Annotated in this window: 5 protein-coding genes and 1 pseudogene; 3 read left to right on the top strand and 3 right to left on the bottom strand. The window is 74.2% G+C overall.

Going from position 1 to position 21,281, the window contains the following annotated elements; all coding sequences use genetic code 11:
- Positions 1-84: 84 nt before the first annotated feature.
- On the bottom strand, positions 85-14,355 hold the full coding sequence (locus ABEA82_RS10220) for a type I polyketide synthase (protein ID WP_345661075.1): 14,271 nt from the start codon (positions 14,353-14,355) through the stop codon (positions 85-87).
- A gap of 297 nt (positions 14,356-14,652) precedes the next feature.
- On the opposite strand from ABEA82_RS10220, the gene ABEA82_RS10215 reads away from it, so the two are divergent.
- A complete protein-coding gene (locus ABEA82_RS10215; RefSeq protein ID WP_345661073.1) occupies positions 14,653-16,236 on the top strand; it encodes an aspartate aminotransferase family protein in 1,584 nt (527 codons plus the stop codon).
- Positions 16,237-16,372: 136 nt separating this feature from the next.
- Here ABEA82_RS10215 and ABEA82_RS10210 read toward each other — a convergent pair whose 3' ends face one another.
- Both ABEA82_RS10210 and ABEA82_RS10205 read right to left on the bottom strand, forming a co-directional pair.
- Positions 16,373-16,804, bottom strand: coding sequence for a PPOX class F420-dependent oxidoreductase (locus tag ABEA82_RS10210; protein WP_345661072.1), 432 nt, complete (start codon positions 16,802-16,804; stop codon positions 16,373-16,375).
- Positions 16,805-16,952: 148 nt separating this feature from the next.
- Positions 16,953-17,828: an AraC family transcriptional regulator gene (locus tag ABEA82_RS10205; RefSeq protein WP_345661071.1), complete on the bottom strand. Its 876-nt coding sequence runs from the start codon at positions 17,826-17,828 to the stop codon at positions 16,953-16,955.
- 212 nt (positions 17,829-18,040) lie between these two features.
- Here ABEA82_RS10205 and ABEA82_RS10200 point away from each other — a divergent pair, with 212 nt between their 5' ends.
- Together ABEA82_RS10200 and ABEA82_RS10195 are read left to right on the top strand one after the other, a co-directional pair.
- Entirely contained in the window at positions 18,041-18,934 is an 894-nt protein-coding gene (locus ABEA82_RS10200; protein ID WP_345661070.1) for a glycosyltransferase family 2 protein, read from the top strand.
- 395 nt (positions 18,935-19,329) lie between these two features.
- Positions 19,330-21,144: pseudogene (locus tag ABEA82_RS10195) on the top strand (AfsR/SARP family transcriptional regulator); the annotation flags it as partial.
- Positions 21,145-21,281 lie beyond the last annotated feature (137 nt).

Genomic DNA, 21,281 nt, shown 5'->3' with positions numbered 1-21,281 from the left:
CAGCTCCATGGGGAAGTCGAAGTCGTGGGGGCGCCCGGGCCCGTCCGGGGGAGGGGACGGGCCCGGGCCGTGCGGCCCGGCGCGCTAGTCGAGTTCGTCGACCAGGGCGAACAGGTCCTCGTCGGTCGCGGAGTCGAGGTCGGGCAGGTCGTCGTCGCGGAGCGGGTCGACGCGGTCGGCGAGGTCGAGCAGTTCCCGCAGCCGGTCGACGATGCTCCGGTGCGCCGCCGTGTCGGAGAGCGCGTCCGGCAGCGCGGCCTTCAGCCGGTCGAGGTCCGCCAGCACCGGATCGGCGGGGGACCGCTCGGCGACCTCCACGACGAGCTCGGCGCGCAGATATGCCGCCAGCGCGTCCGGGTTGGGGTGGTCGAAGACGACCGTGGTGGGCAGCCGCAGCCCGGTGGCGCTGTTCAGCTGGTTGCGCAGCTCGACCGCGGTGAGCGAGTCGAAGCCCAGCTCGTTGAAGGCGCGGGTCGTCCCGATCGAGGTGGCGTCGGGGTGCCCGAGGACGGCGGCCGTCCTCGCCCGCACCAGGTCGGTGAGCACCTGCCGCTGTTCCGCCGGCGGGAGCGCGGCCAGCCGCTCCGGGAGCGGCACCTGCTGCCGCTCGGCCCGGGGCGCCGGACGCGGGGCGAGCCCCCGCAGCGCCGCCGGCAGGTGTTCGGCCCTGCGCAGCGCACCGGTGTCGATCCGGGTGACCGCGTGCACGGGCCGGTCGAGGGCGAGCGCCGCGTCGAACAGCGCGGTGGCCTCGGCGTTGGTGAGGGGTAACAGTCCGAGGCGGGCCAGACGGTTGAGGTCCGCGCCGGACAGATGGGTGCTGAGCGCGCTGCTCTCGGCCCACAGCCCCCATGCGAGGGAGTGCGCGGGAAGGCTGTTCGCGTGCCGGTGGTGGGCGAGCGCGTCCAGGAAGGTGTTGGCGGCGGCGTAGTTCGCCTGACCCGGTGTGCCGACGACACCGGCGACGGACGAGTACAGGACGAAGGCCGACAGGTCCGCGTCCTTGGTCAGCTCGTGCAGGTTCCACGCGCCGTCGACCTTGGGCCGCAGTACGCCGTCGAGTTGTTCCGGTGTCAGCGAGGTGACCGTCGCGTCGTCGGTGATGCCGGCGGTGTGCACGACCGCGGTCAGCGGGTGGTCGTCCGGGATGCCGGCGAGCAGTGCGGCCAGCGCGTCCCGGTCGGCGGCGTCGGCGGCCACGACCTCGACGTGGGCGCCGAGCGCGGTCAGCTCCTCGGCCAGCTCCCGGGCGCCGGGGCCGTCGGGTCCGCGTCGGCTGGTCAGCAGCAGGCGACGGGCGCCGTGCTCGGTGACCAGGTGCCTGGCGAGGACGGCGCCGAGGGCGCCCGTCCCGCCGGTGACGAGTACCGTGCCCCGCTCCCAGCCCGGGCCGGTCCCGCCGGGCCCGGCGGGGGTGGTGTCCGGTTCGGCCGGGGCCAGTCTCGGGGCGAACACCTCGCCCGCCCGGAGGAGGAGCTGGGGTTCGCCGGTGCGCAGCGCGGCGTCGAGGGCCTGATGGGAGCCGGGGTGGTCGTCGAGGTCGACGAGCGTGAACCGGTCCCGTTGCTCGGCCTGCGCGGAGCGCAGCAGACCCCAGGCCCCGGACCGCGCCAGATCGGTGACGTCCTCGCCGTCCGGGGCGACGGCCCCCCGGGTGAGCACCACCAGCCGGCTCGCCGCGAACCGGTCGTCGGCCAGCCAGTCCCGTACGGTGCCGAGCAACTCGTGCAGCACCGCCCGGGCCCGCGCGGCGAGCCCGCCGGCACCGTCCGAAGCGTCCGCACCGGCCGCCTGCGTGCCTGCCGTACCGTCCTCGCCGGCCGTCCTGCCCGTACTCGCCGCGCGGTCCGAGGCGGCCCCGCTCTCAGAGGCGTCCTCGGCCGGCGGTGGCAGCAGGGGAAGCAGCACCGTCGACGGGACCTCGGCGCCGCCGTCGACCGCCTCCCGCAGCGCGGCGAGGCCGTCGTACGACGGGACCGGCCGGGCACCGGAGGGCAGTGAGAGCCGATCGCCCAGCACAGCCCAGGGGCCGTCGTCGGCGGTGCCGGCCGGGTCGGTCGGCACCGGGGTCCACCGCACCCCGTACAGCCCCTCCCGGGCCCGGGCGCCCGCGGCGGCCAGGTCGCCGGGGGAGAGGGGGCGCAGCCGGAGTTCGTCGATCGTGGCCAGCGGCTGCCCCGTCTCGTCGGCGAGGTGCAGGGCGACCACCACGCTCGTGTCGTCGGACTGCGTCACCGCGAGCCGGACCCGCAGCGAGCCGGGGCCCGTCCCGGCCGGGGGCACGCTGATGCCGGACCAGGAGAACGGCACCATCGGCCCGGAGGACACGTCCGCCACCCCCGGCAGCAGCGGGTGCAGGGCCGCGTCGAGCAGCGCCGGGTGCAGGGCGAAGAGCGCGGCCTCGGCCCGGTGCTCCTCGGCGAGGGTGACCTCGGCGTACAGGTCGTCCCCGTGGCGGGAGAGCCGGCGCAGGTTCCGGAACAGCGGACCGTACGCGTACTCCCGTGCGGCGAGGGCGTCGTAGACCCCGTCGAGGCCGGTCTCCACGGCGTCGGCGGGCCGCCGTACGCCCTCGGAGAGGGCCGGGGCGGGCTCCGCGATGCTCAGCGTTCCCTCGGCGTGCCGGGTCCAGCGGTGGTCGCCGTCGGCCCGTGCGGGACGGGAGTGGACGGTCAGCGGGCGTCGGCCGGAGTCGTCCGGGGAGCCGACGGACACCTGGATGCGTACCTCGTCGTCCTCGCGGAGCACCAGGGGCGCGGTCAGGGTGAGTTCGTCGACCAGGGTGCAGCCGGCCCGGCGGGCGGCGTGCAGCGCGAGGTCCACGAACGCGGTACCCGGCAGCAGCACGGTGCCCATGACGGCGTGGTCGGCGAGCCACGGGTGGGTGCGCGGGGAGATCCGGCCGGTGAGGACGACACTCTCGCGGTCGATCGACTCCACCGCCGCGCCCAGCAGCGGATGGCCGGGAGAGTCGAGGCCGAGGTCGGTGGCGTCACCGGAGGTGGCCGGGGCCGTCAGCCAGTAGCGCTGCCGCTGGAAGGCGTAGCCGGGCAGGGGGGTGCGCCGGGCGCCGGGGAAGACCGCGTTCCAGTCGGCGTGGGCCCCGCCCAGGGCGAGCAGCGCCAGAGCGGCGGCGACGGTACGCGTTCCGGGCCGTCCGGCCCGCAGCAGCGGGCCCACCGTCCCCGCCGGTGCGGTCAGACACGGCTCGACCAGCGCGGAGAGCACCCCGTCGGGGCCCAGCTCCACATAGTCGGTGACCCCGGCGGCCTCCAGCCGCCGTACCCCGTCCTTGAACCGCACCGCCTGACGCACCTGGGCCACCCAGTACTCCGGGGTGCACAGCCGGGCGGCGTCCACCAGGTCGCCGGTGACCGTCGACACGATCGGCAGCGTCGGCGGGTGGAAGGTCACGCCACGGGCCGCCTCGGCGAAGGCGTCGAGCATGCCGTCCATGCGGTGGGAGTGGAAGGCGTGCGAGACGACGAGACGCTTGACCTTGCGCCCCTCGGTCCGCCAGTGCTCCTCCAGTGCCGCGACCGCGTCCTCGTCGCCCGAGACCACGACCGCCTCGGGGCCGTTGACGGCGGCGAGGCTCACGCCGTCGGGCAGGGTGATCTCGTCCTCCGCCGCCGCGACGGCGAGCATCGCGCCGCCCTCCGGCAGGGCGTCCATGAGCCGGCCCCGGGCCGCCACCAGCGCGCACGCGTCGGGCAGTGACAGCACCCCGGCGACATGCGCCGCCGCGAACTCGCCGACCGAGTGGCCCAGCAGAAGGTCGGGTGTGAGGCCCCAGGACTCGGCGAGCCGGAACAGCGCGACCTCCAGCGCGAACAGCGCGGGCTGCGCGAACACCGTGCGGTTCAGCTCGTCCCCGCCGTCGAACACGAGGTCTCGCAGGGGTCGTTCGAGGTGGGCGTCCATGTGGGCGCACACCTCGTCGAAGGCGGCGGCGAACGCCGGGGAGGCCGCGTACAGGTCGCGTCCCATGCCGGGGCGCTGGCTGCCCTGCCCGGTGAACAGGAACGCCCTCCTGCCCCTCGTACCGCCGCCGTCACGGACGACGGCGGGTGTGTCCTCGCCCCGCGCCAACGCGTCGAGGGCCTTCAGGAGTTCGTCTCGGTCGTGCCCCAGCACGGCGGCCCGGTGCTCGTGCCGGGTCCGGCCGGTGGCCAGGGAGAATCCCACGTCGGCGGGTGCGAGTCCGGGCCGGTCGAGCACGAACGCCCGCAGCCGCTCGGCCTGCGCCCGCAGCGCCGCGTCCGACTTGGCCGACAGCAGCCAGGGCAGGGCGATACCCGGGGCAGGGCGGTCCAAGACCGCCGCCGAACCCGACGCCGCACCCCCGGAGCCCGGGTCGCCGGCGGCACCCGCTGTGCCCGCCCCGTCCGCTGAAGCCTGGGCGCCGGCTGTCAAGGGCTCTTCCTCCGCCTGCTCGATGATCACGTGTGCGTTGGTGCCGCTGATTCCGAACGACGACACGGCGGCCCGGCGCGGACGCCCGGCCTGCGGCCACTCGCGGGCCTCGGTGAGCAGGGCGAGGGCTCCGCTGTCCCAGTCGACGTGCGGCGAGGGCTCGTCGGCGTGCAGGGTCTTCGGGAGGACCCCGTGGCGGATCGCCTCGACCATCTTGATGACGCCGCCGACCCCGGCCGCGGCCTGCGCGTGCCCGATGTTGGACTTCAGCGAGCCCAGCCACAGCGGGTGCTCGGCGTCGTGGTCGGCGCCGTACGTGCCCAGCAGGGCCTGCGCCTCGATCGGGTCGCCCAGCGCGGTGCCGGTGCCGTGCGCTTCCACGGCGTCGACATCGGCGGCCCGCAGCCCGGCGCCCGCGAGGGCCTGCCGGATCACCCGCTCCTGGGAGGGGCCGTTGGGCGCGGTGAGTCCGTTGCTGGCGCCGTCCTGGTTGACGGCGGAGCCGCGCAGCACGGCGAGCACCTGGTGCCCGTTGCGCCGGGCGTCGGACAGCCGCTCCAGCAGCAGCAGGCCCACGCCCTCGCTCCACACGGTGCCGTCGGCGTGCGCGGAGAACGACTTGCAGCGGCCGTCCGGCGCGAGCCCCCGCTGCCGGCTGAACTCGACGAACGAGCCCGGCCCCGCCATCACGGTCACCCCGCCCGCCATCACCAGGTCGGACTCCCCGGACCGCAGCGCCTGCGCCCCCAGATGCAGGGCGACCAGCGACGACGAGCAGGCGGTGTCCACGGTGACTGCGGGGCCCTCCAGCCCGTACGCGTAGGCGAGCCGCCCGGAGATCACGCTGGAGGTGTTCCCGACCAGCAGGAACCCCTCGAACTCGGCGGGCACCGACGGCAGCCGCGACGCGTAGTCGTCGTACATCGCGCCGACGAACACCCCGGTGTTGCTGCCGCGCAGCGCGGCCGGATCGATCGCCGCGTTCTCGAAGGCGTCCCAGGCGGTCTCCAGGAGCAGCCGCTGCTGGGGGTCGGTCGCGGTCGCCTCACGCGGCGAGATCCCGAAGAACTCCCGGTCGAAGAGGTCCGCGTCGTGCAGGAACCCGCCCTCGCGGACGTACGACGTGCCGGTGCTCCCGGGGTCCGGGTCGTAGAGCTTCGCCAGGTCCCAGCCGCGGTTGGTGGGGAAGCCGCTGATCGCGTCCGTCCCGGAGGACACCAGCCGCCACAGGTCCTCCGGCGAGCCCACCCCGCCGGGGTAGCGGCACGCCATCCCGACGATCGCGACGGGCTCGTCGGTGCCGGTCGCGGACGGCGCCTCGGCCACGGCGGCCGAGGTCTCGCCCGCGATCCGGCCCAGCAGATGGCGGGCCAGCGCGTCGGGGCTCGGATGGTCGAAGACGACCGTGGACGCCAGCCGCAGCCCGGTCGCGCCGTTCACCTGGTTGCGCAGCTCGACGGCGGTGAGCGAGTCGAAGCCCTGCTCCTTGAACGCCCGTGTGGCGTCCACGGCGTCACCGGAGGCGTGCCCGAGGGCCAGGGCGGCGGACGTACGCACCACGGCGAGCACCGCGGCGTACCGTTCCTCCTCCGGCAGCGCGGCGATCCGCGCCGACCAGTCCCCGGTGCCGGGGGCGCTCGCCGCGTGCGCGACCCGGCGGGTACGGACCAGGCCCCGCCAGACGGCCGGGACCCGCTCGGAGCCCGCACCGGCTCGCCCCGGCCGCAGCGCGGCGGGCACGACGAGCGCCCCGGCATCGGCCAGCGCCTCGTCGAACAGCCGCAGCCCCCGCTCCGCGTCCAGCGGTACGACACCGGTCCGCTTCCAGCGGGCCACGTCCGCCTCGGAGAGCGTGCCGCCCATGCCGGCGGTCGCGTCCCACAGCCCCCACGCCAGCGAATGCGCCGGCAGGCCCTGGGCGCGCCGGTGGTGGGCGAGTGCGTCGAGGAAGGTGTTGGCGGCCGCGTAGTTGGCCTGGCCCGCCATACCGGTGATACCCGACACGGAGGAGAACAGCACGAACGCCGCCAGGTCGTGACCGCGCGTCAGCTCGTGCAGATGCCACGCCCCGTCGACCTTGGGCCGCAGGACCGTCTCCACCTGCGCCCCGGTCAGCGAGCCGACCGTGGCGTCGTCGAGGACACCGGCCGTGTGCACGACGGCGGTCAGCGGATGCTCCGCCGGTATGCCGTCGATCAGCTCGGCCAAGGCGTCCCGGTCGGCGGCGTCGACGGCGACGATCCGGACCCGCGCGCCCAGCCCGGTGAGTTCCTCGGCGAGCGCCGACGCGCCGGGGGCGTCGGGTCCGCGCCGGCTGGTCAGCACCAGCCGGCGGGCGCCGTGCCCGGACACCAGGTGCCGGGCGAACAGCGCGCCGAGACCGCCCGTACCGCCGGTGATCAGCACCGTGCCGTCCGGGTCGAGCAGCGGCGGATCGGTGCGGCGGTCCGTGGCGCGGGCCAGTCTCGGGGCGTGCGACCGCCCGTCCCGTACGGCTGTCTGCGGTTCCCCGGTGGCCACGGCGGCGGCCACCAGTGCCCGCGCGTCGCCCTTCCCGTCGAGGTCGACGAGGACGATCCGGTCCGGGTGTTCGGCCTGCGCGGTGCGCAGCAGACCCCACAGGGGCGCGTGCACCAGGTCGGTCACGTCGTCGCCGGGCAGCGCGGCGACGGCACCGGTGGTCACGACGACCAGCCGGGACCGCGTGAACCGCTCGTCGTCGAGCCACCGCTGCACCAGCTCCAGCGTCCGTACGGTCGCGGCGCGCGCGGCGGCGGGCGTCGCCTCCCCGTCCGCGGCGAGGGTGACCACCACGAGGTCGGCCGGTGCGACGGCGGACAGGCCGGCCGGATCGGTGAGGTCGCTCCGGCTCCAGGCGGGGACCTCGGGTGTGGGCAGCGCGGGCCAGTCGACGGTGAACAGGGAGTCGTCGCGGGCGGCGGTGGCCGTGGCGAGCCTGCCGCGGTCGACCGGGCGCAGCGCGAGGGAGCCGACGGTGACGACGGGAGCTCCCGTGCCGTCGGTGACCGTCAGCCGGAAGGTGTCCGTGCCGAGGGGCGAGATCCGCACCCGCAGCGCGGTGGCCCCGGCCGCGTGCAGCCGGACCCCGGCCCAGGAGAACGGCAGCCGGATCCGCTCCGGGTCCTCGGCCGCCGACGGCAGCAGCGGGTGCAGCGCGGCGTCGAGCAGCGCCGGGTGCAGCCCGAACAGCGCGGCCTCCTCGCGCTGTTCGTCGGCGAGCGCCACCTCCGCGAGGAGGTCGTCGCCGAGCCGCCACACGGCCCGCACGCCCTGGAACGCGGGCCCGTAGTCGTAGCCGAGGTCCCGCAGCTCGGCGTAGGCGTCGTCGAGCGGCTGCGCCACCGCGCCGGCGGGCGGCCAGGCGCCAGGGTCACCGGTCGTCACGGCCGGACCGGCGGTCGGCGCGAGGACACCGGTGGCGTGCCGGGTCCACGGCCGGCCCGTGGCCGTGTCGTCGTCGGCCGTGGCCGGGCGCGAGTGGATCGTGAACGACCGGGCGCCCGTGCCGTCCGGGTCGGTGACCCTGACCTGGACGCGCACCGAGTCCCGCTCGGGCAGCACCAGCGGTGTCTCCAGGGTGAGGTCCTCGACCGTGTCCGCGCCCACGCGCTCTCCGGCGGCGAAGGCCAGCTCCAGGAAGCCCGTGGCGGGAAACAGCACCGAGCCCTCGACGACGTGGTCCGCCAGCCATGGGTGCGTACGCGACAAACGGCCGGTGAGGACGAGGTCCTCGCCGCCGGCCATCTCCACCGCCGCGCCGAGCAACGGGTGACCGGCCGGGTCCAGCCCGAGCCCGCGGGCGTCCGAGCGGGCGCCGGGGGCCAGCCAGAAGTGCTCGCCCCGGAAGGCGTACGTCGGCAGGTCGATCCGGGCGGCGCCGGGGAAGTACGCGGTCAGGTCGACCTCGCCACCGGCCGCGTGCAGGTGCGCGAGGGCGGTCGTGTACGTGTCGGTCTCCGGCCGCCCGGCCCGTGAGAGCGCGACGCTCGTGACGGAGCCGTCGTCGTCCTCGTCCTCGGCGAAGGCCTCCCGCGCCATGCCGGTGAGGACGGCGTCCGGGCCCACCTCCACGAACAGCCCGGCCCCGAGCGCCCGCAGCGACCGTACGGCGTCGTGAAAGCGGACGGTGGCGCGGATCTGGCGGGCCCAGTAGTCGGGGGAGCACAGCAGCTCGGGGCCCGCGGCTTCCCCGGTGACCGTGGAGACGACGGGGATCGTGGGCGGGTGGAAGGTCAGGGACCGGGCCACCTCGCGGAACTCGTCGAGGATGCCGTCCATGTGCGGCGAGTGGAAGGCGTGGCTCACCTGGAGCCTGCGCGTGCGGCTGCCGCGCTCGCGCCACTCCTGCGCGATCCGGGTGACCACCGGCTCGTCGCCCGCGAGGACCACGGAACGGGGCCCGTTGACGGCGGCGAGGGAGACGGCGTCGGCGTGCCCGGCGATCGACTCGGCGACCTCGTCCGGGTCGGCCTGGATCGCGATCATCGCCCCGTCCGAGCGGGCCTCCTGCATCAGCCGGCCCCGGGCCGCGACCAGCACGGCGGCGTCCTCGAGCGACAGCACGCCGGCGACGTGGGCCGCCGCCAGTTCGCCGATCGAGTGCCCGGCGAGCAACGCGGGCACGACGCCGTCCCGTTCGACCAGCAGCCGGAACAGGGCCACCTCCACGGCGAACAGCGCGGGCTGGGTGTACCGCGTGCGGTGCAGCAGCTCCGCCGCCGCACTGCCCTCCTCGGCGAACAGCACCTCGCGCAGCGGCCGCTCCAGATGTGGGTCGAACGCCGCGCACACCGCGTCCAGGGCCTCGGCGAACGCCGGGAACGTGCCATACAGCTCCCGGCCCATCCCGAGGCGTTGGGCGCCCTGCCCGGTGAACAGCAACGCCGTCCGCCCCGTCTCGCCGGCGGTGCCGCGCACGACGTTCGGCGCTCCTGCCCCGTCGACGACCGCGTCCAGCCCGGCCAGCAGTTCGCCTGCGTCCGAGCCCAGCACCACGGCCCGCCGCCGGAACGCCGTCCGCGTGACCGCCAGCGCCAATCCGACGTCCCCGACGCGCACCCCGCCCGCACCCCCGACGAACTCCCGCAACCGCCCGGCCTGCGCGCGCAGACCGTCCTCGGTGGGGGCGGAGAGCACCCAGGGGACATGGAGGGCCGGGGAAACCGCAGCCGTGTCGGCCGAGGGGACCGCGCCCGTGCCGGTCGCCGGAACCGCATGCGCGCTGCCTGCGGCGGCCAGGCTGGCACCGGCGGTCCGTGCCTCGCGGCCGTCGCCGGCCGACCCCTCCGCCGTGCCTCCCATCGGCGCCAGGGCCACCGTGTCCGTGCCTGCCGGCGGCGCAGGGTCCGCCGTGTTCGTGCCTTCCGGCGGCGGCGGGGCTGCCTTCTCCGTGCCTGCCAGTGGCGCCGGGACCGCCGTGTCCGTGCCGCCCGGCGGCGCCGAGGCCGCCGTGTCCGCGCCTGCCGGCGGCGCCAAGCCCGGCGTGTTCGCGCCTGCCAGTGGCGCCGGGTCCGCCGTGTTCGTGCCTGCCGACGGCGCCAGGGCCGCCGTGTCCGCCCCGGCCGGTTCCGTCACGTCCCCCTGTTCCACGATCACGTGTGCGTTCGTGCCGCTGATTCCGAAGGAGGACACGGCGGCTCGTCGGGGGGCGGCGGTGTGCGGCCAGCGTCGTCGCTCGCGGACCAGTTCGGCCGCGCCGGACGCCCAGTCGACGTGCGGGGTCGGCTCGTCGACGTGCAGCGTGGCCGGTACGACGCCGTGTCGCATCGCCTGGACCATCTTGATGACGCCGCCGACCCCGGCCGCGGCCTGCGCGTGCCCGATGTTGGTCTTCAGCGAACCGAGCAGCACCGGCTCCCGGCCCTCCCGGTCCCGCCCGTACGTGGCGAGGACGGCCTCCGCCTCGATGGGGTCGCCCAGCGCGGTGCCCGTACCGTGCGCCTCCATGACGTCGACGTCGGCCGTGGTGAGCCCGGCGTCGGCGAGCGCCTGCCGGATCACCCGCTGCTGCGACAGCCCGTTCGGGGCGCTCAGCCCGTTGGACGCGCCGTCGGAGTTGACGGCCGAACCCCGCACCACCGCGAGGACCCGGTGGCCGTTGCGGCGCGCGTCGGAGAGCCGCTCCACGACCAGCAGGCCCACGCCCTCCGCCCACGCGGTCCCGTCGGCCGCCGCCGCGAACGCCTTGCAGCGCGCGTCCGCCGCCAGCCCGTGCTGGCGCGAGAACTCCAGGAACATGCCGGGTGTCGACATGACCGTCACCCCGCCCGCGACCGCGAGACTCGACTCGCCCCGCCGCAGCGACTGCACCGCCAGATGCAGCGCGACCAGCGAGGACGAGCACGCCGTGTCCACGGTCACCGCGGGCCCCACGAACCCGAACTGGTAGGCGATCCGCCCCGACATCACGCTCGCCGCGCCGCCGGTCAGCAGATGCCCCTCGACGCCCTCGGGCGCGTCGTGCATCCGGGGCCCGTAGTCCCCGGCCGTCGCGCCGACGAAGACCCCGGTACGGCTGCCGCGCAGCTCCCGCGGGACCAGTCCGGCCCGCTCCAGCGCCTCCCAGGCGGTCTCCAGCAGCAGCCGCTGCTGCGGGTCCATGGCATGGGCCTCGCGTGGGGAGATCCCGAAGAAGGACGCGTCGAACCGGCCCGCGTCGTGCAGGAACCCGCCCTCGCGGACATAGCTCTTGCCGGACCGCTCGTGGTCCTGGTCGTAGAGGTCCTCGGCCCACCCTCGGTCGGTCGGGAACGCGGAGATCGCGTCGTCGCCCTCGGCCACCAGGCGCCACAGATCCTCGGGCGAGGCGACACCGCCGGGGTACCGGCAGGCCATGCCCACGATCGCGATCGGCTCGTCGTACCCGCCCTGTCCACCCGAGCCCGCACCGGCCCCGGCCACCGCCCCCGGCAGCACCGCACCGGTCCCGCCCGTGTCCGCTCCCGCCAGCTCGGCCGCGACGAACTCCGCCAGCGCCCTGGGTGTCGGATGGTCGAACACCAGCCCCGTCGGCAGCCGCAGCCCGGTCGACGCGGCGAGGTTCTCGCGCAGCTCCACGGTCATCAGGGAGCTGAACCCGAGGTCCCGGAACGGCACGTCCATCTCGACGGCCCGCCCGGCGGCGTACCCCAGGACGGCGGCGACATGCGAGGTCACCAGCTCGACCGCCGACAGCCCACCCACCGCACCCGAGGGCAAGGCTCCGGGCCGGAGCGCGGGCACGGCGGACACACCGGCCGCGGCGCCCTCCGCGCGGCCCGGATCCGTCACCCAGTACCGCTCCCGCTGGAACGCGTACGTCGGCAGATCGATCCGACGCCCCCCGGCTCCCTCGAACACGGCCTCCCAGTCCACCGCCGCGCCGCGGACGAACGCCCGCGCCAGCGCCGTCCAGGCCGTCCGCTCCTCGGGCCGCCCCGGACGCAGCGCCGGTTCGGCGGCGACGGAGTCCTTGTCGAGCACGCTCTCGGCCACCATCGCCGAGCAGACGCCGTCGGGCCCCATCTCGAGGACGGTCCGTACGCCCTCCGCCTCCAGGGCCCGCGCGGCCCGCAGGAACCGCACCGGACGGCGGACCTGCTCGACCCAGTACTCGGGGGAGGTCAGCAGCTCGGGCGCCGCGATCTCGCCCGTCACCGTGGAGACGACGGGGATACGGGGCTGATGGAAGGTCAACCCGGTGACCACCCGCCGGAACGCGTCGAGCATCCCGTCCATGTGCGGCGAGTGGAAGGCGTGGCTCACCGTCAGCCGCTTGGTCTTGTGTCCCCGGCCCTTCAGAGCGGCGGCGATCTCCAGCACCGCGTCCGTGTCCCCGGAGAGCACGAGGGCCGCGGGGCCGTTGACGGCGGCGACCGCCACCTCGCCCTCCCGGCCCGCCAGCAGCGGCAGCACCTCGTCCTCGGCGGCCTGTACGGCGACCATGGCGCCCGCGGCGGGCAGTTCCTGCATCAGCCGGCCCCGGGCGGCGACCAGTGCGCAGGCGTCGGTGAGCGAGAGGACCCCGGCGACATGGGCGGCGGCGACCTCGCCGATGGAGTGCCCGGCGAGGAGGTCGGGCCGTACGCCCCACGACTCGAACAGCCGGAACAGCGCCACCTCGACGGCGAACAGCGCGGGCTGGGTGTACCGGGTCTCGTCGAGTCCCTCGCCGGTGGCGACGACCTCGCGCAGCGGACGCTCCAGCAGCGGGTCGAGATGGGCGCACACCGTGTCGAAGGCGGCCGCGAACCCCGGGAAGGCGGCGTGGAGTTCGCTGCCCATCCCGGTCCGCTGGGCGCCCTGCCCGGTGAAGACCATGGCGAGCCGGCCCGTCGCCTCGGCCCCCGTCACCACCCCGGCGGCGGGCAGCCCCGACTCCAACGCCCGGAGCCCGGCGACCAGTTCGTCACGGTCGGCGGCCAGTACGACACCACGGTGACCGAGCAGTGACCGGGTGAAGACCGACGACCGGCCGACCGAGGCGGGCTCGGCGTCGCCGTGGCTCTCGACGAACTCGGCGAGCCGTCCGGCCTGGGCGCGCAGCGCCTGCGTACCCCGCGCGCAGACCACGACGGGCAGCACGGCGTCCGCAGGGCGGGTGCGCGGGGCGGTCAGGGGTTCCCGGGTACCGGGTGCCTCGCCCACGACCACATGGCAGTTGGTGCCCCCCATGCCGAAGGAGCTCACGCCGGCGACCAGCGGGCGCTCGGGGTGCGGCCACTCGCCCAGCCGGTCGTTGACCGACAGGTTGAGCGAGTCGAGCGGGATCTTCGGGTTGGGCGTACGGAAGTTGAGGCTCGGCGGGAGCATGCGGTGGCGGACGGAGAGGACCGTCTTGATGAGTCCGGCGATGCCGGCGGCCCCTTCGAGGTGCCCGATGTTCGTCTTCACCGAGCCCACCCGCAGTGGGTCCCCGGCGGCCTTGAGCGCACTGACCGCCGCCCCGAGCGCGGCGGCCTCGATCGGGTCGCCGACCGGGGTTCCGGTGCCGTGCAGCTCGACGTACTGGACGGCGTCCGGCACGACCCCCGCCCGCTGGTGGGCGAGCCGGACCACCTTCTCCTGTGCGGCGGCGCTGGGCACGGTGAGGCCGGGCGTGGCACCGTCGTTGTTGACCGCGCTGCCGAGGATCACGCCGTGCACCCGGTCGCCGTCGGCCACGGCCCGCCGCAGCGGCTTGAGTACGACCATGCCGGCGCCCTCGCCGCGCACGTAGCCGTTGGCCCGGGCGTCGAAGGTGAAGCAGCGCCCGTCCGGGGAGAGTCCGCCGAACCGCTCGGCGCCCACCACTCCTTCGGCGAGGAGGTTGAGGTTGACGCCCGCCGCGAGCGCCAGTTCCGCCTCTCCGGCGCGCAGGCTCTCGCACGCGAGGTGCACGGCGACCAGCGAGGACGACTGGGAGGTGTCGACGGTGAGGCTCGGTCCGTTCAGCCCGAGCGCGTACGAGACCCGGCCCGCGATGATGCCGCGGTGGGTGCCGGCGACGGTGTGCTGGGTGATGGCGGCGGAGCCCTGCCGGTAGAGCAGGCTCGTGTAGTCCTCGCGGGCGGTGCCCACGAACACGGCCGTGGGGCTGCCGTCGAGGCTCGCCGCGGCGATCCCCGCGTCCTCCAGCGCCTCCCAGGTGATCTCCAGCAGCAGCCGTTGCTGCGGGTCCATGACGACCGCCTCGCGGGGCGAGATCCCGAAGAAGGCGGCGTCGAACTCCTCGACGGCGTCCAGGAATCCGCCCCGGCGTATCTCGCTGTGGGCGTCCGCCGAGATCGGCTCCCACCGGTGCCCGGGCATCTGCGTGACGGCGTCCCGGCCCTCGCGCAACAGCCTCCAGAACTCCTCGGGACCGGCGGCGCCGGGCAGCCGGCAGGACAGGCCGACGACGGCGATCGGTTCCTGCCGATCCAGTGGGTCGATTGCCGCGGAGTGTCGCTCACTCGTCATTTTCGCTCGGCTGCCCTTCCATTACTGGAAATCACCTCGGGTAACGAACATGCGCTCCCGGCGAGCGTATCCGGAGTTTTTTCGAGGCGATCCAAAATCCAGTCCCGGCCCGGTAACGTGCCGTTCGCTCCGTCATGAAAGCTCCGCGAGGACGGATCATTACCGGAGATGTTCCCGAGACTTATCGGAGAGCGGGAGGTTACTGGCCCATTACGGCAGAACCGGCAGGTGGGGAGATGTGAATGTTAGGGTCTGCCGAAATCGGTCGGGCAGAAAACAATCGGAGAGGAAAACCCGGTGGTCGAGAAACTCGAACTGGCGGAACCGCACCTTGCCGGATGGCTGTCCTCACTCGGACTCGGCGTCGAATACATCCGCTCCCAGGGAAACACCCTCTTCTACCGTGACGACCAGGGCACGGAAATCCCCGTCCTCGACCTGGTGGGCGGCTACGGCTCGGCGATACTCGGGCACAACAACCCGGACATCGTGGCCTACGCCAAGTCCCTGCTCGACGAGGGGACCCCGATCCACGCCCAGTTCTCCCGGCACCCGTACGCCAACGACCTCGCCTGGAAGATCAACGGCATCATCCAGCGGGAGTTCGGCACCGACGAGCACTATTCGGCGGTCTTCGCCAACAGCGGCGCCGAGGCCGTCGAGGTGGCGGTCAAGCACGCCGAGCTCGACCGGGTGATGAAGGTGGCCGAGCTGACGGAGAGGATCGAGGCCCACCTCGACGAGGCCCGCGCGGCGGTACGGTCCGGTGCCCGCATCGCCACCGACGGCGCCGTCGACCTCCTCGGACCCGACCTCGCGCCGGGGGACGCCGGCGACATCGACCGCCTGCTCGCCGCGGTCCGGGCCGCCAACAGCGAGCGCCTGTCGGCCCGTCCGGTGTTCCTGGCCCCGGAGGGATCCTTCCACGGCAAGCTGGTCGGCAGCGTCCAGCTCACCCACAACGTCGGCTACCGCAGCCCGTTCAGCGCCCTGGCGGCCCAGTGCCGCTTCGTGCCGCTCGACCAGCCGGACGCGCTGGAGAAGACCGTGGCGCAGGAGCGCAGGACGGTCCTGGACCTCACCGTCGAGGACGGCGTCGTCCGCCTGACCGAACGGGAGCTGCCCGTCATCTGCGCCTTCATCCTCGAACCCATACAGGGCGAGGCCGGCATCCGGGTCCTCGACCGGGCCGCCGTACGCCGGGTCCAGGAGGTCTGCGCCACGATCGACTGCCCGATCATCGTGGACGAGGTGCAGAGCGGCATGGGCCGCTCCGGCGCGTTCTTCGCCAGCTCGCGTCTCGGCCTCCAGGGCGACTACTACACCCTCGCCAAGAGCCTCGGCGGCGGCGTCGCCAAGGCCGCGCTCACCCTGATCCGCGGCTCCCGCTACCGCACCGACTTCGAACTCGTCCACAGCTCCACCTACGCCAAGGACAGCTTCTCCACCCTCATCGCCGGCCGCACCGTGGACCTGCTGGAGGCCGACGACGGCAGGGCGTACCGGCTGGCCGCCGAGCGCGGCGACCGACTCCTGGCGATGCTCGGCCGGTTGCGGGAGGAGTTCGGCGACATCGTCAAGGACGTCCGAGGCAAGGGCCTGATGATCGGCCTGGAGTTCCACGACCAGTCCGAGTCCGCCTCGGAGATCATCCGCGACCAGGCGCAGGCCGGCCTCCTCGGCTATCTCTTCGCCGGCTACCTGCTGCGCGTCCACGCGATCCGCATCTTCCCCACCGCGAGCGCCACGAACACCCTGCGCCTCGAACCGTCCGTGTACCTCACGGACGACGAGATCGCCCGGGCCGACAAGGGTCTGCGCGACCTGATCGCGGTCCTGCGGAAGCAGGACGGCGAGACGTTGCTGCACGCGCACGCCTGAGCGGCGACGGAGCGCACGGACACGGGAAAGCGGGCAAGACCGAACGGGAACGGCCGTCGGCCCTCGAAACCCCAGCGGGTTCGAGGGCCGACGGCCGTTCCTGTGACCGCGGGGTGCTCCCGCGCCCACCGTCCCGTCAGCTGATGTCGGCCCCGTAGACGTGGTCGACCGTCATCGTGATGAGCACCCGGCGGTCGGAGACCATCACCGCCCGGTACTCGTCCCAGTCCGGGTGCTCCCCGGCGGCGACCCGGTAGTAGTTCACCAGCGCGTCCACCTCGGGACCGTGGGGGTCGGTGCCCGGCCCGGTGAGTGTGGCGATGCCCTCGGCGGTGGCCCACGACATGCCGTCGGGGCTGGTCACCTCCAGCGTGGCCCGGGCGTCCCGCCGCAGGTTCGCCACCTTGGCCGCGCCCGCACTGGTGGACACAAGGATCACGTTCGCCGACTCGTCGTAGAACGGCTGGACGGGGGAGAGCTGGGGTCGCCCGTCCGCCTTGATGGTCGCAAGCACACCGATCTGGCTCTTCGCGAGCAGCGCATGGGGGTTGAAAGATGTAGCGGTCATGCCCCGGTTGTCAACCTTTCGTATCGCCTTGTGGTTGGCGCAGGCGTGCTGCCGCCCTTCCTTCGGCCTTCATACCAGGGCGAACCCGTGTACTCCACGGCATGACCAGCCATTCTGCGGAGAACCGGTGGGCGTTCTTTTCGCGTTCTCAGCGGGAGGACTCCCGCTCCACCGGCAGCCACAGCTCCGCGTCCGCCTCGGAGCCGTCGGCCGACAGCTCCGTCCGCAGGATCTCCGGGCCGGGGCGGCTGCGGTACGGGTTCGACGGGAACCATTGCGTGAAGACGTCCCGCCAGAGCTCCTGTACGGCTTGGGGAGCCGGGCCGGAGGTGGTGAAGACCGCCCAGGTGCCGGGTGGGACCGGGAGGGTCGTCGTGCCTTCGGGCGCGGGGGTGGGGGAAGAGGTGATCACGCCTTGGTAGTAGTCGAGTTCCGTGCCCTCCGCCCGGCTCGGGTCCAGGTCGTCGCAGACCGCGACGATGCCGTTCGGCTCCTGGTCGGACAGTTTCCCCAGCTGCTCCAGGGCCTGCTTGTCGAGCCCGCGGACGAAGTCGATGATCGCCTGGTTCGGGCCGGAGTGGATCAGTGGGACCCGGGCCTTGAAGCCCGTGACGGTGAAGGACGGGCGGTCCACCACTCGGTAGTGCATGCTGCTGCTCCCTTCGATGGTCAGGCGGAAGGTCAGCCGGGGCTGGGAGACGAGCGCGGCGCCGGTGCGCCGGGCCTCGCCCGGGCCCACGCCGTGCATCGCGCGGAACGCCCGTGCGAACGCCTCGCCCGAGCCGTAGCCGTAGCGCACCGCGATCTCCAGCAGCGTCTCGTCCCCCGCGAGCACCTCGGCGCCCGCCACCGTCAACCGCCGGCGGCGGATGTACTCCGACAGGGGCATGCCTGCCAGTGCGGAGAACATGCGGCGCAGGTGGTACTCCGAGGTGCACGCCGTACGCGCCAGGTCCGCCGCGTCGACGGTCCGGTCGAGATGGCTTTCGATGTGCGCCAGGGCCTGATTGAGCCGATCCAGCACGTCCGGCCTTCCTTCCTTCCTTCTCGTGCCTTCACGCTAGGCAGCGGGCGCCCTCCCGCACCCGACATCCTGTGCCCGGTCCGGTCGGGTGCCGCGTCGGCCGAACGGCGTAGGCGAACCGCCGTCCGCCCGGAGTACTTAAGGGGTCCTTACCGTGAACGGATAGCATCGCCCGTCAACCCGTCAGTTGCCGACCGGGACGAGGTGAGGACATGGGGGCGCCCAGGATCGCCGTCGCCGTGGTGACCATGGGCAACCGGCCGGAGGAGGTCGACGCCCTGCTGCGGTCCGTGGCCAAGCAGGACGTGGCGCCCGAGCGGATCGTGATCGTCGGCAACGGCTGCCCGCTGCCCGAGTTCGCCGAGCGGCTCTCCCTGCCCGGCGAGGTCACCCCCGTCGAGCTCGACGAGAACCTGGGGTGCCCCGGTGGGCGCAACGCGGCCCTCGCGCGGCTGCGGGAGTTCGGCGACATCGACGTCGTCGTCGATCTGGACGACGACGGTCTGCTCGTGGACGCCGATGTGCTGCGCCGCGTGCGCGAGCTGTACACCGCCGACGACCGGCTCGGCATCGTCGGCTTCCGCATCGCCGACGAGCTCGGCGAGACGCAGCAGCGGCACGTGCCCCGGCTCGGCAAGTCGGACCCCCTGCGGGGCGGGTACGTCACCGGGTTCCTCGGCGGCGGGCACGCGTTGCGGATGGCGATGCTCGACGAGGTCGGCGACTGGCCCGCCGAGTTCTTCTTCGCGCACGAGGAGACCGACCTCGCGTGGCGCGCGGCGGATGCCGGGTGGCGCATCCTGTACGCCCCCGAACTGCTGCTCCAGCACCCGAAGACCTCACCCGCCCGGCACGCCATCTACTACCGCGTGAACGCCCGCAACCGGGTCTGGCTCGCACGCCGCCGGCTGCCGGTCGCGCTCGTACCCGTCCACCTCGGCGTGTGGGTGCTGCTCACCCTCCTGCGGAACCGGTCGGGCGCCGGACTGCGGGCATGGTTCGGCGGGTTCGTGGAAGGCGTGCGGGAGCCGGCCGGGGAGCGGCGGCCCATGCGCTGGCGTACGGTCTGGCGGCTCACCCGGCTGGGGCGCCCGCCGGTCATCTGACGTCGATCGGCCGATGCCGCGGAGGCCGATCGGCCGACGGGGCGCGGGAAAGAAGCGGGCCCCGGTCGTTCACCTCTGCCGACCGGGACCCGGACCCGGCCGCGGCGGCGACACTCCCCCGAGTTGCGCGTTCAGACGCGCGCACCCCCGGGCCAGATCCGATGCAGAGATCACATCAGGCATTGCCAACGGATCGCTAACATATGGCCAATGGTTCGCCGTTGCGTCGTCTGCCGATTGACCGGAAGTCGCTGAACCTGGATCGAAGAAGGCCGGGCAGAGGCTCGTTCCGGCGGAATGGACGAAGGCCGGGGTGGCGGAAAACCGCCGCCCAGGGGTGGAAACTCGTCAAGGGCGGAGGCGCTGGAAGGCAGGGGGCGAGGGTGCGGTTCGGGCTGCTGGGGCCACCGGTGTTGTACTGCGACGTCGTGGGCGGCGGGGGTGGGAGAGAGGCCCGGGGCATCGCGAGCCCCAAGTCCCGTGTCCTGCTGGCCGCGTTGCTGCTCGACGCCGGGCGGATCGTGTCCGTCGAGTCGCTCGAGGACGCGCTGTGGGGCGAGGACCCGCCGGTTTCCGCCCGGGCCTCACTGCACAATCACGTGGCCCGGCTGCGGCGGCTGCTCGACGATCCAGCACGGCTGCGGACCGTACCGACCGGGTATGTGCTGCGGGTCGACGAGGGTGAACTGGACGTCCATGTGTTCGACGCCCGTGTCGCCGCCGCGCGTGCCGCGCACACCGGCGGGGACTGGGAGCGGGTCGTACGCGAGTGTGCGGTCGCACTCGCGCTGTGGCGGGACGTGCCGCTCGCCGGGCTGCCGCCCGAGGTGGGCGGGTACGCCTTCACCCGGCGGCTGCTTGAGGCACGGCTGCTGCTCCTGGAGTGGCGTCACGACGCCGAGTTGGCGCTCGGCGGCCCGCGACTCCATGAGCTCGTCGCGGAACTGGCGGCGCTGACCGCCGAGTATCCGCTGCGGGAGGTGTACCACCGGCAGCTCATGCTCGCCCTGCACCGCACCGGCCGCCAGGCCGAGGCCCTGGCCGTCCACCACGACCTGCGCGCCCGCCTCGTCGACCGGCTCGGCATCGAGCCCGGGCCGGGTGTGCGGGCGGCGCATGTCGAGGTGTTGCGGGGGTCCGTGAAGTCGCCGTCCTCTCCCGTCCAGTCGCCTCCCTCTCCCGACCAGTCGCCCTCCCCTCCTGCCAAGCCGCCGCCACCGCCCGCCCAGTTGCCGCCGCCCCCCGCCCACTTCACCGGCCGTGCCCTCGTACGCGCCTCCCTGCGCCACACCCTCACCGCACCCGGTCCGCACCCCACCACCGTCATCAGCGGTATGCCCGGCGTGGGCAAGAGCGCCCTCGCGCTGCACCTCGCGCATGAGGTGGCGGAACGTTTCCCCGATGGGCAGCTCCACCTCGGCCTGCACGGCGCCACCCCGGGCATGACCCCTCTCACCCCCGGCCAAGCGCTCACCGCCCTGCTGCGCGACCTCGGCGTGGAGCCCCGCCGTGTCCCCGAACTCCCGGACGCGGCATCCGCCTTGCTGCGCTCGCTGCTCGCGCCGACGCGCACCCTCCTGGTGTTGGACGACGCCGTGAGCGCCGCACAGGTCCGGCCGTTGCTGCCGGGCGGCGCCGGGTGCGCGGTGATCGTCACCAGCCGGTCGCCGCTCACCACCCTCGACGGCGTCGCCCGCTTCCCGCTCGCCCCCCTGTCGCGGGAGGAGGGCGCGGACCTGCTGCGAGCGGCCTCCGGTCGCGACGGCCTGGACGGTTCGCAGGCCGCGCGTGCCCTCGTCGAACTCACCGGCCGCCTCCCCCTCGCCCTGCGCGTCGTCGCCGCGCGGCTCGCCGCCCGGCCCGCCCTCACGCCGGAGACGCTCGCCGGCCAACTGGCCGACCGGGAAGGACGATTGCGGCACCTGGAGTACGACGACCTGAGCGTGCGCCGCTCGCTGGCGGTCGCGCACCGCGCGCTCGCCGGCTCCGAGCGTGAGGCCGACCGGGACGCCGCCCTCACCCTGCGCCGTATCGGTTCCCTCGATCTGCCCGAGTACGGCGCACCCCTGCTCGCCCGCCTCACCGGCACCGGCGAACGCCGCACCGAGGCCGCGCTGGACCGCCTGGTCGACGTGGCGCTGCTCCAGGAGCCGGCGTACGGCCGCTACGCACCGCACGACCTCGTACGCGACTTCGCCCGCGAACTCGCCACGGAGCGGGACGCGGACCGTACTCACCCCGCGACCGGCACCGTCATGCGCGGCGCCCCGACCGGTCCGCGTCAGGCCGTGCCCGACCGGCCTCCCCTCCCGCACCCGGCCGATCCGCCCGCCCTCCCGCACCCGGC

The organism is Streptomyces venetus, from assembly GCF_039540295.1.
In the GTDB taxonomy this organism is placed as follows: Bacteria; Actinomycetota; Actinomycetes; order Streptomycetales; family Streptomycetaceae; genus Streptomyces; species Streptomyces venetus.
The sequence above is the reverse complement of the archived record's forward strand: the minus strand, read 5'-3'. Positions and strand labels throughout refer to the sequence as shown.

What these genes read in the sequence shown, in the direction of transcription:
- ABEA82_RS10220 (WP_345661075.1), bottom strand. Translation starts at nt 14,355, where the DNA reads ATGACGAGTGAGCGACACTCCGCGGCAATCGACCCACTGGATCGGCAG.
- ABEA82_RS10200 (WP_345661070.1), top strand. Translation starts at nt 18,041, where the DNA reads ATGGGGGCGCCCAGGATCGCCGTCGCCGTGGTGACCATGGGCAACCGG.
- ABEA82_RS10210 (WP_345661072.1), bottom strand. Translation starts at nt 16,804, where the DNA reads ATGACCGCTACATCTTTCAACCCCCATGCGCTGCTCGCGAAGAGCCAG.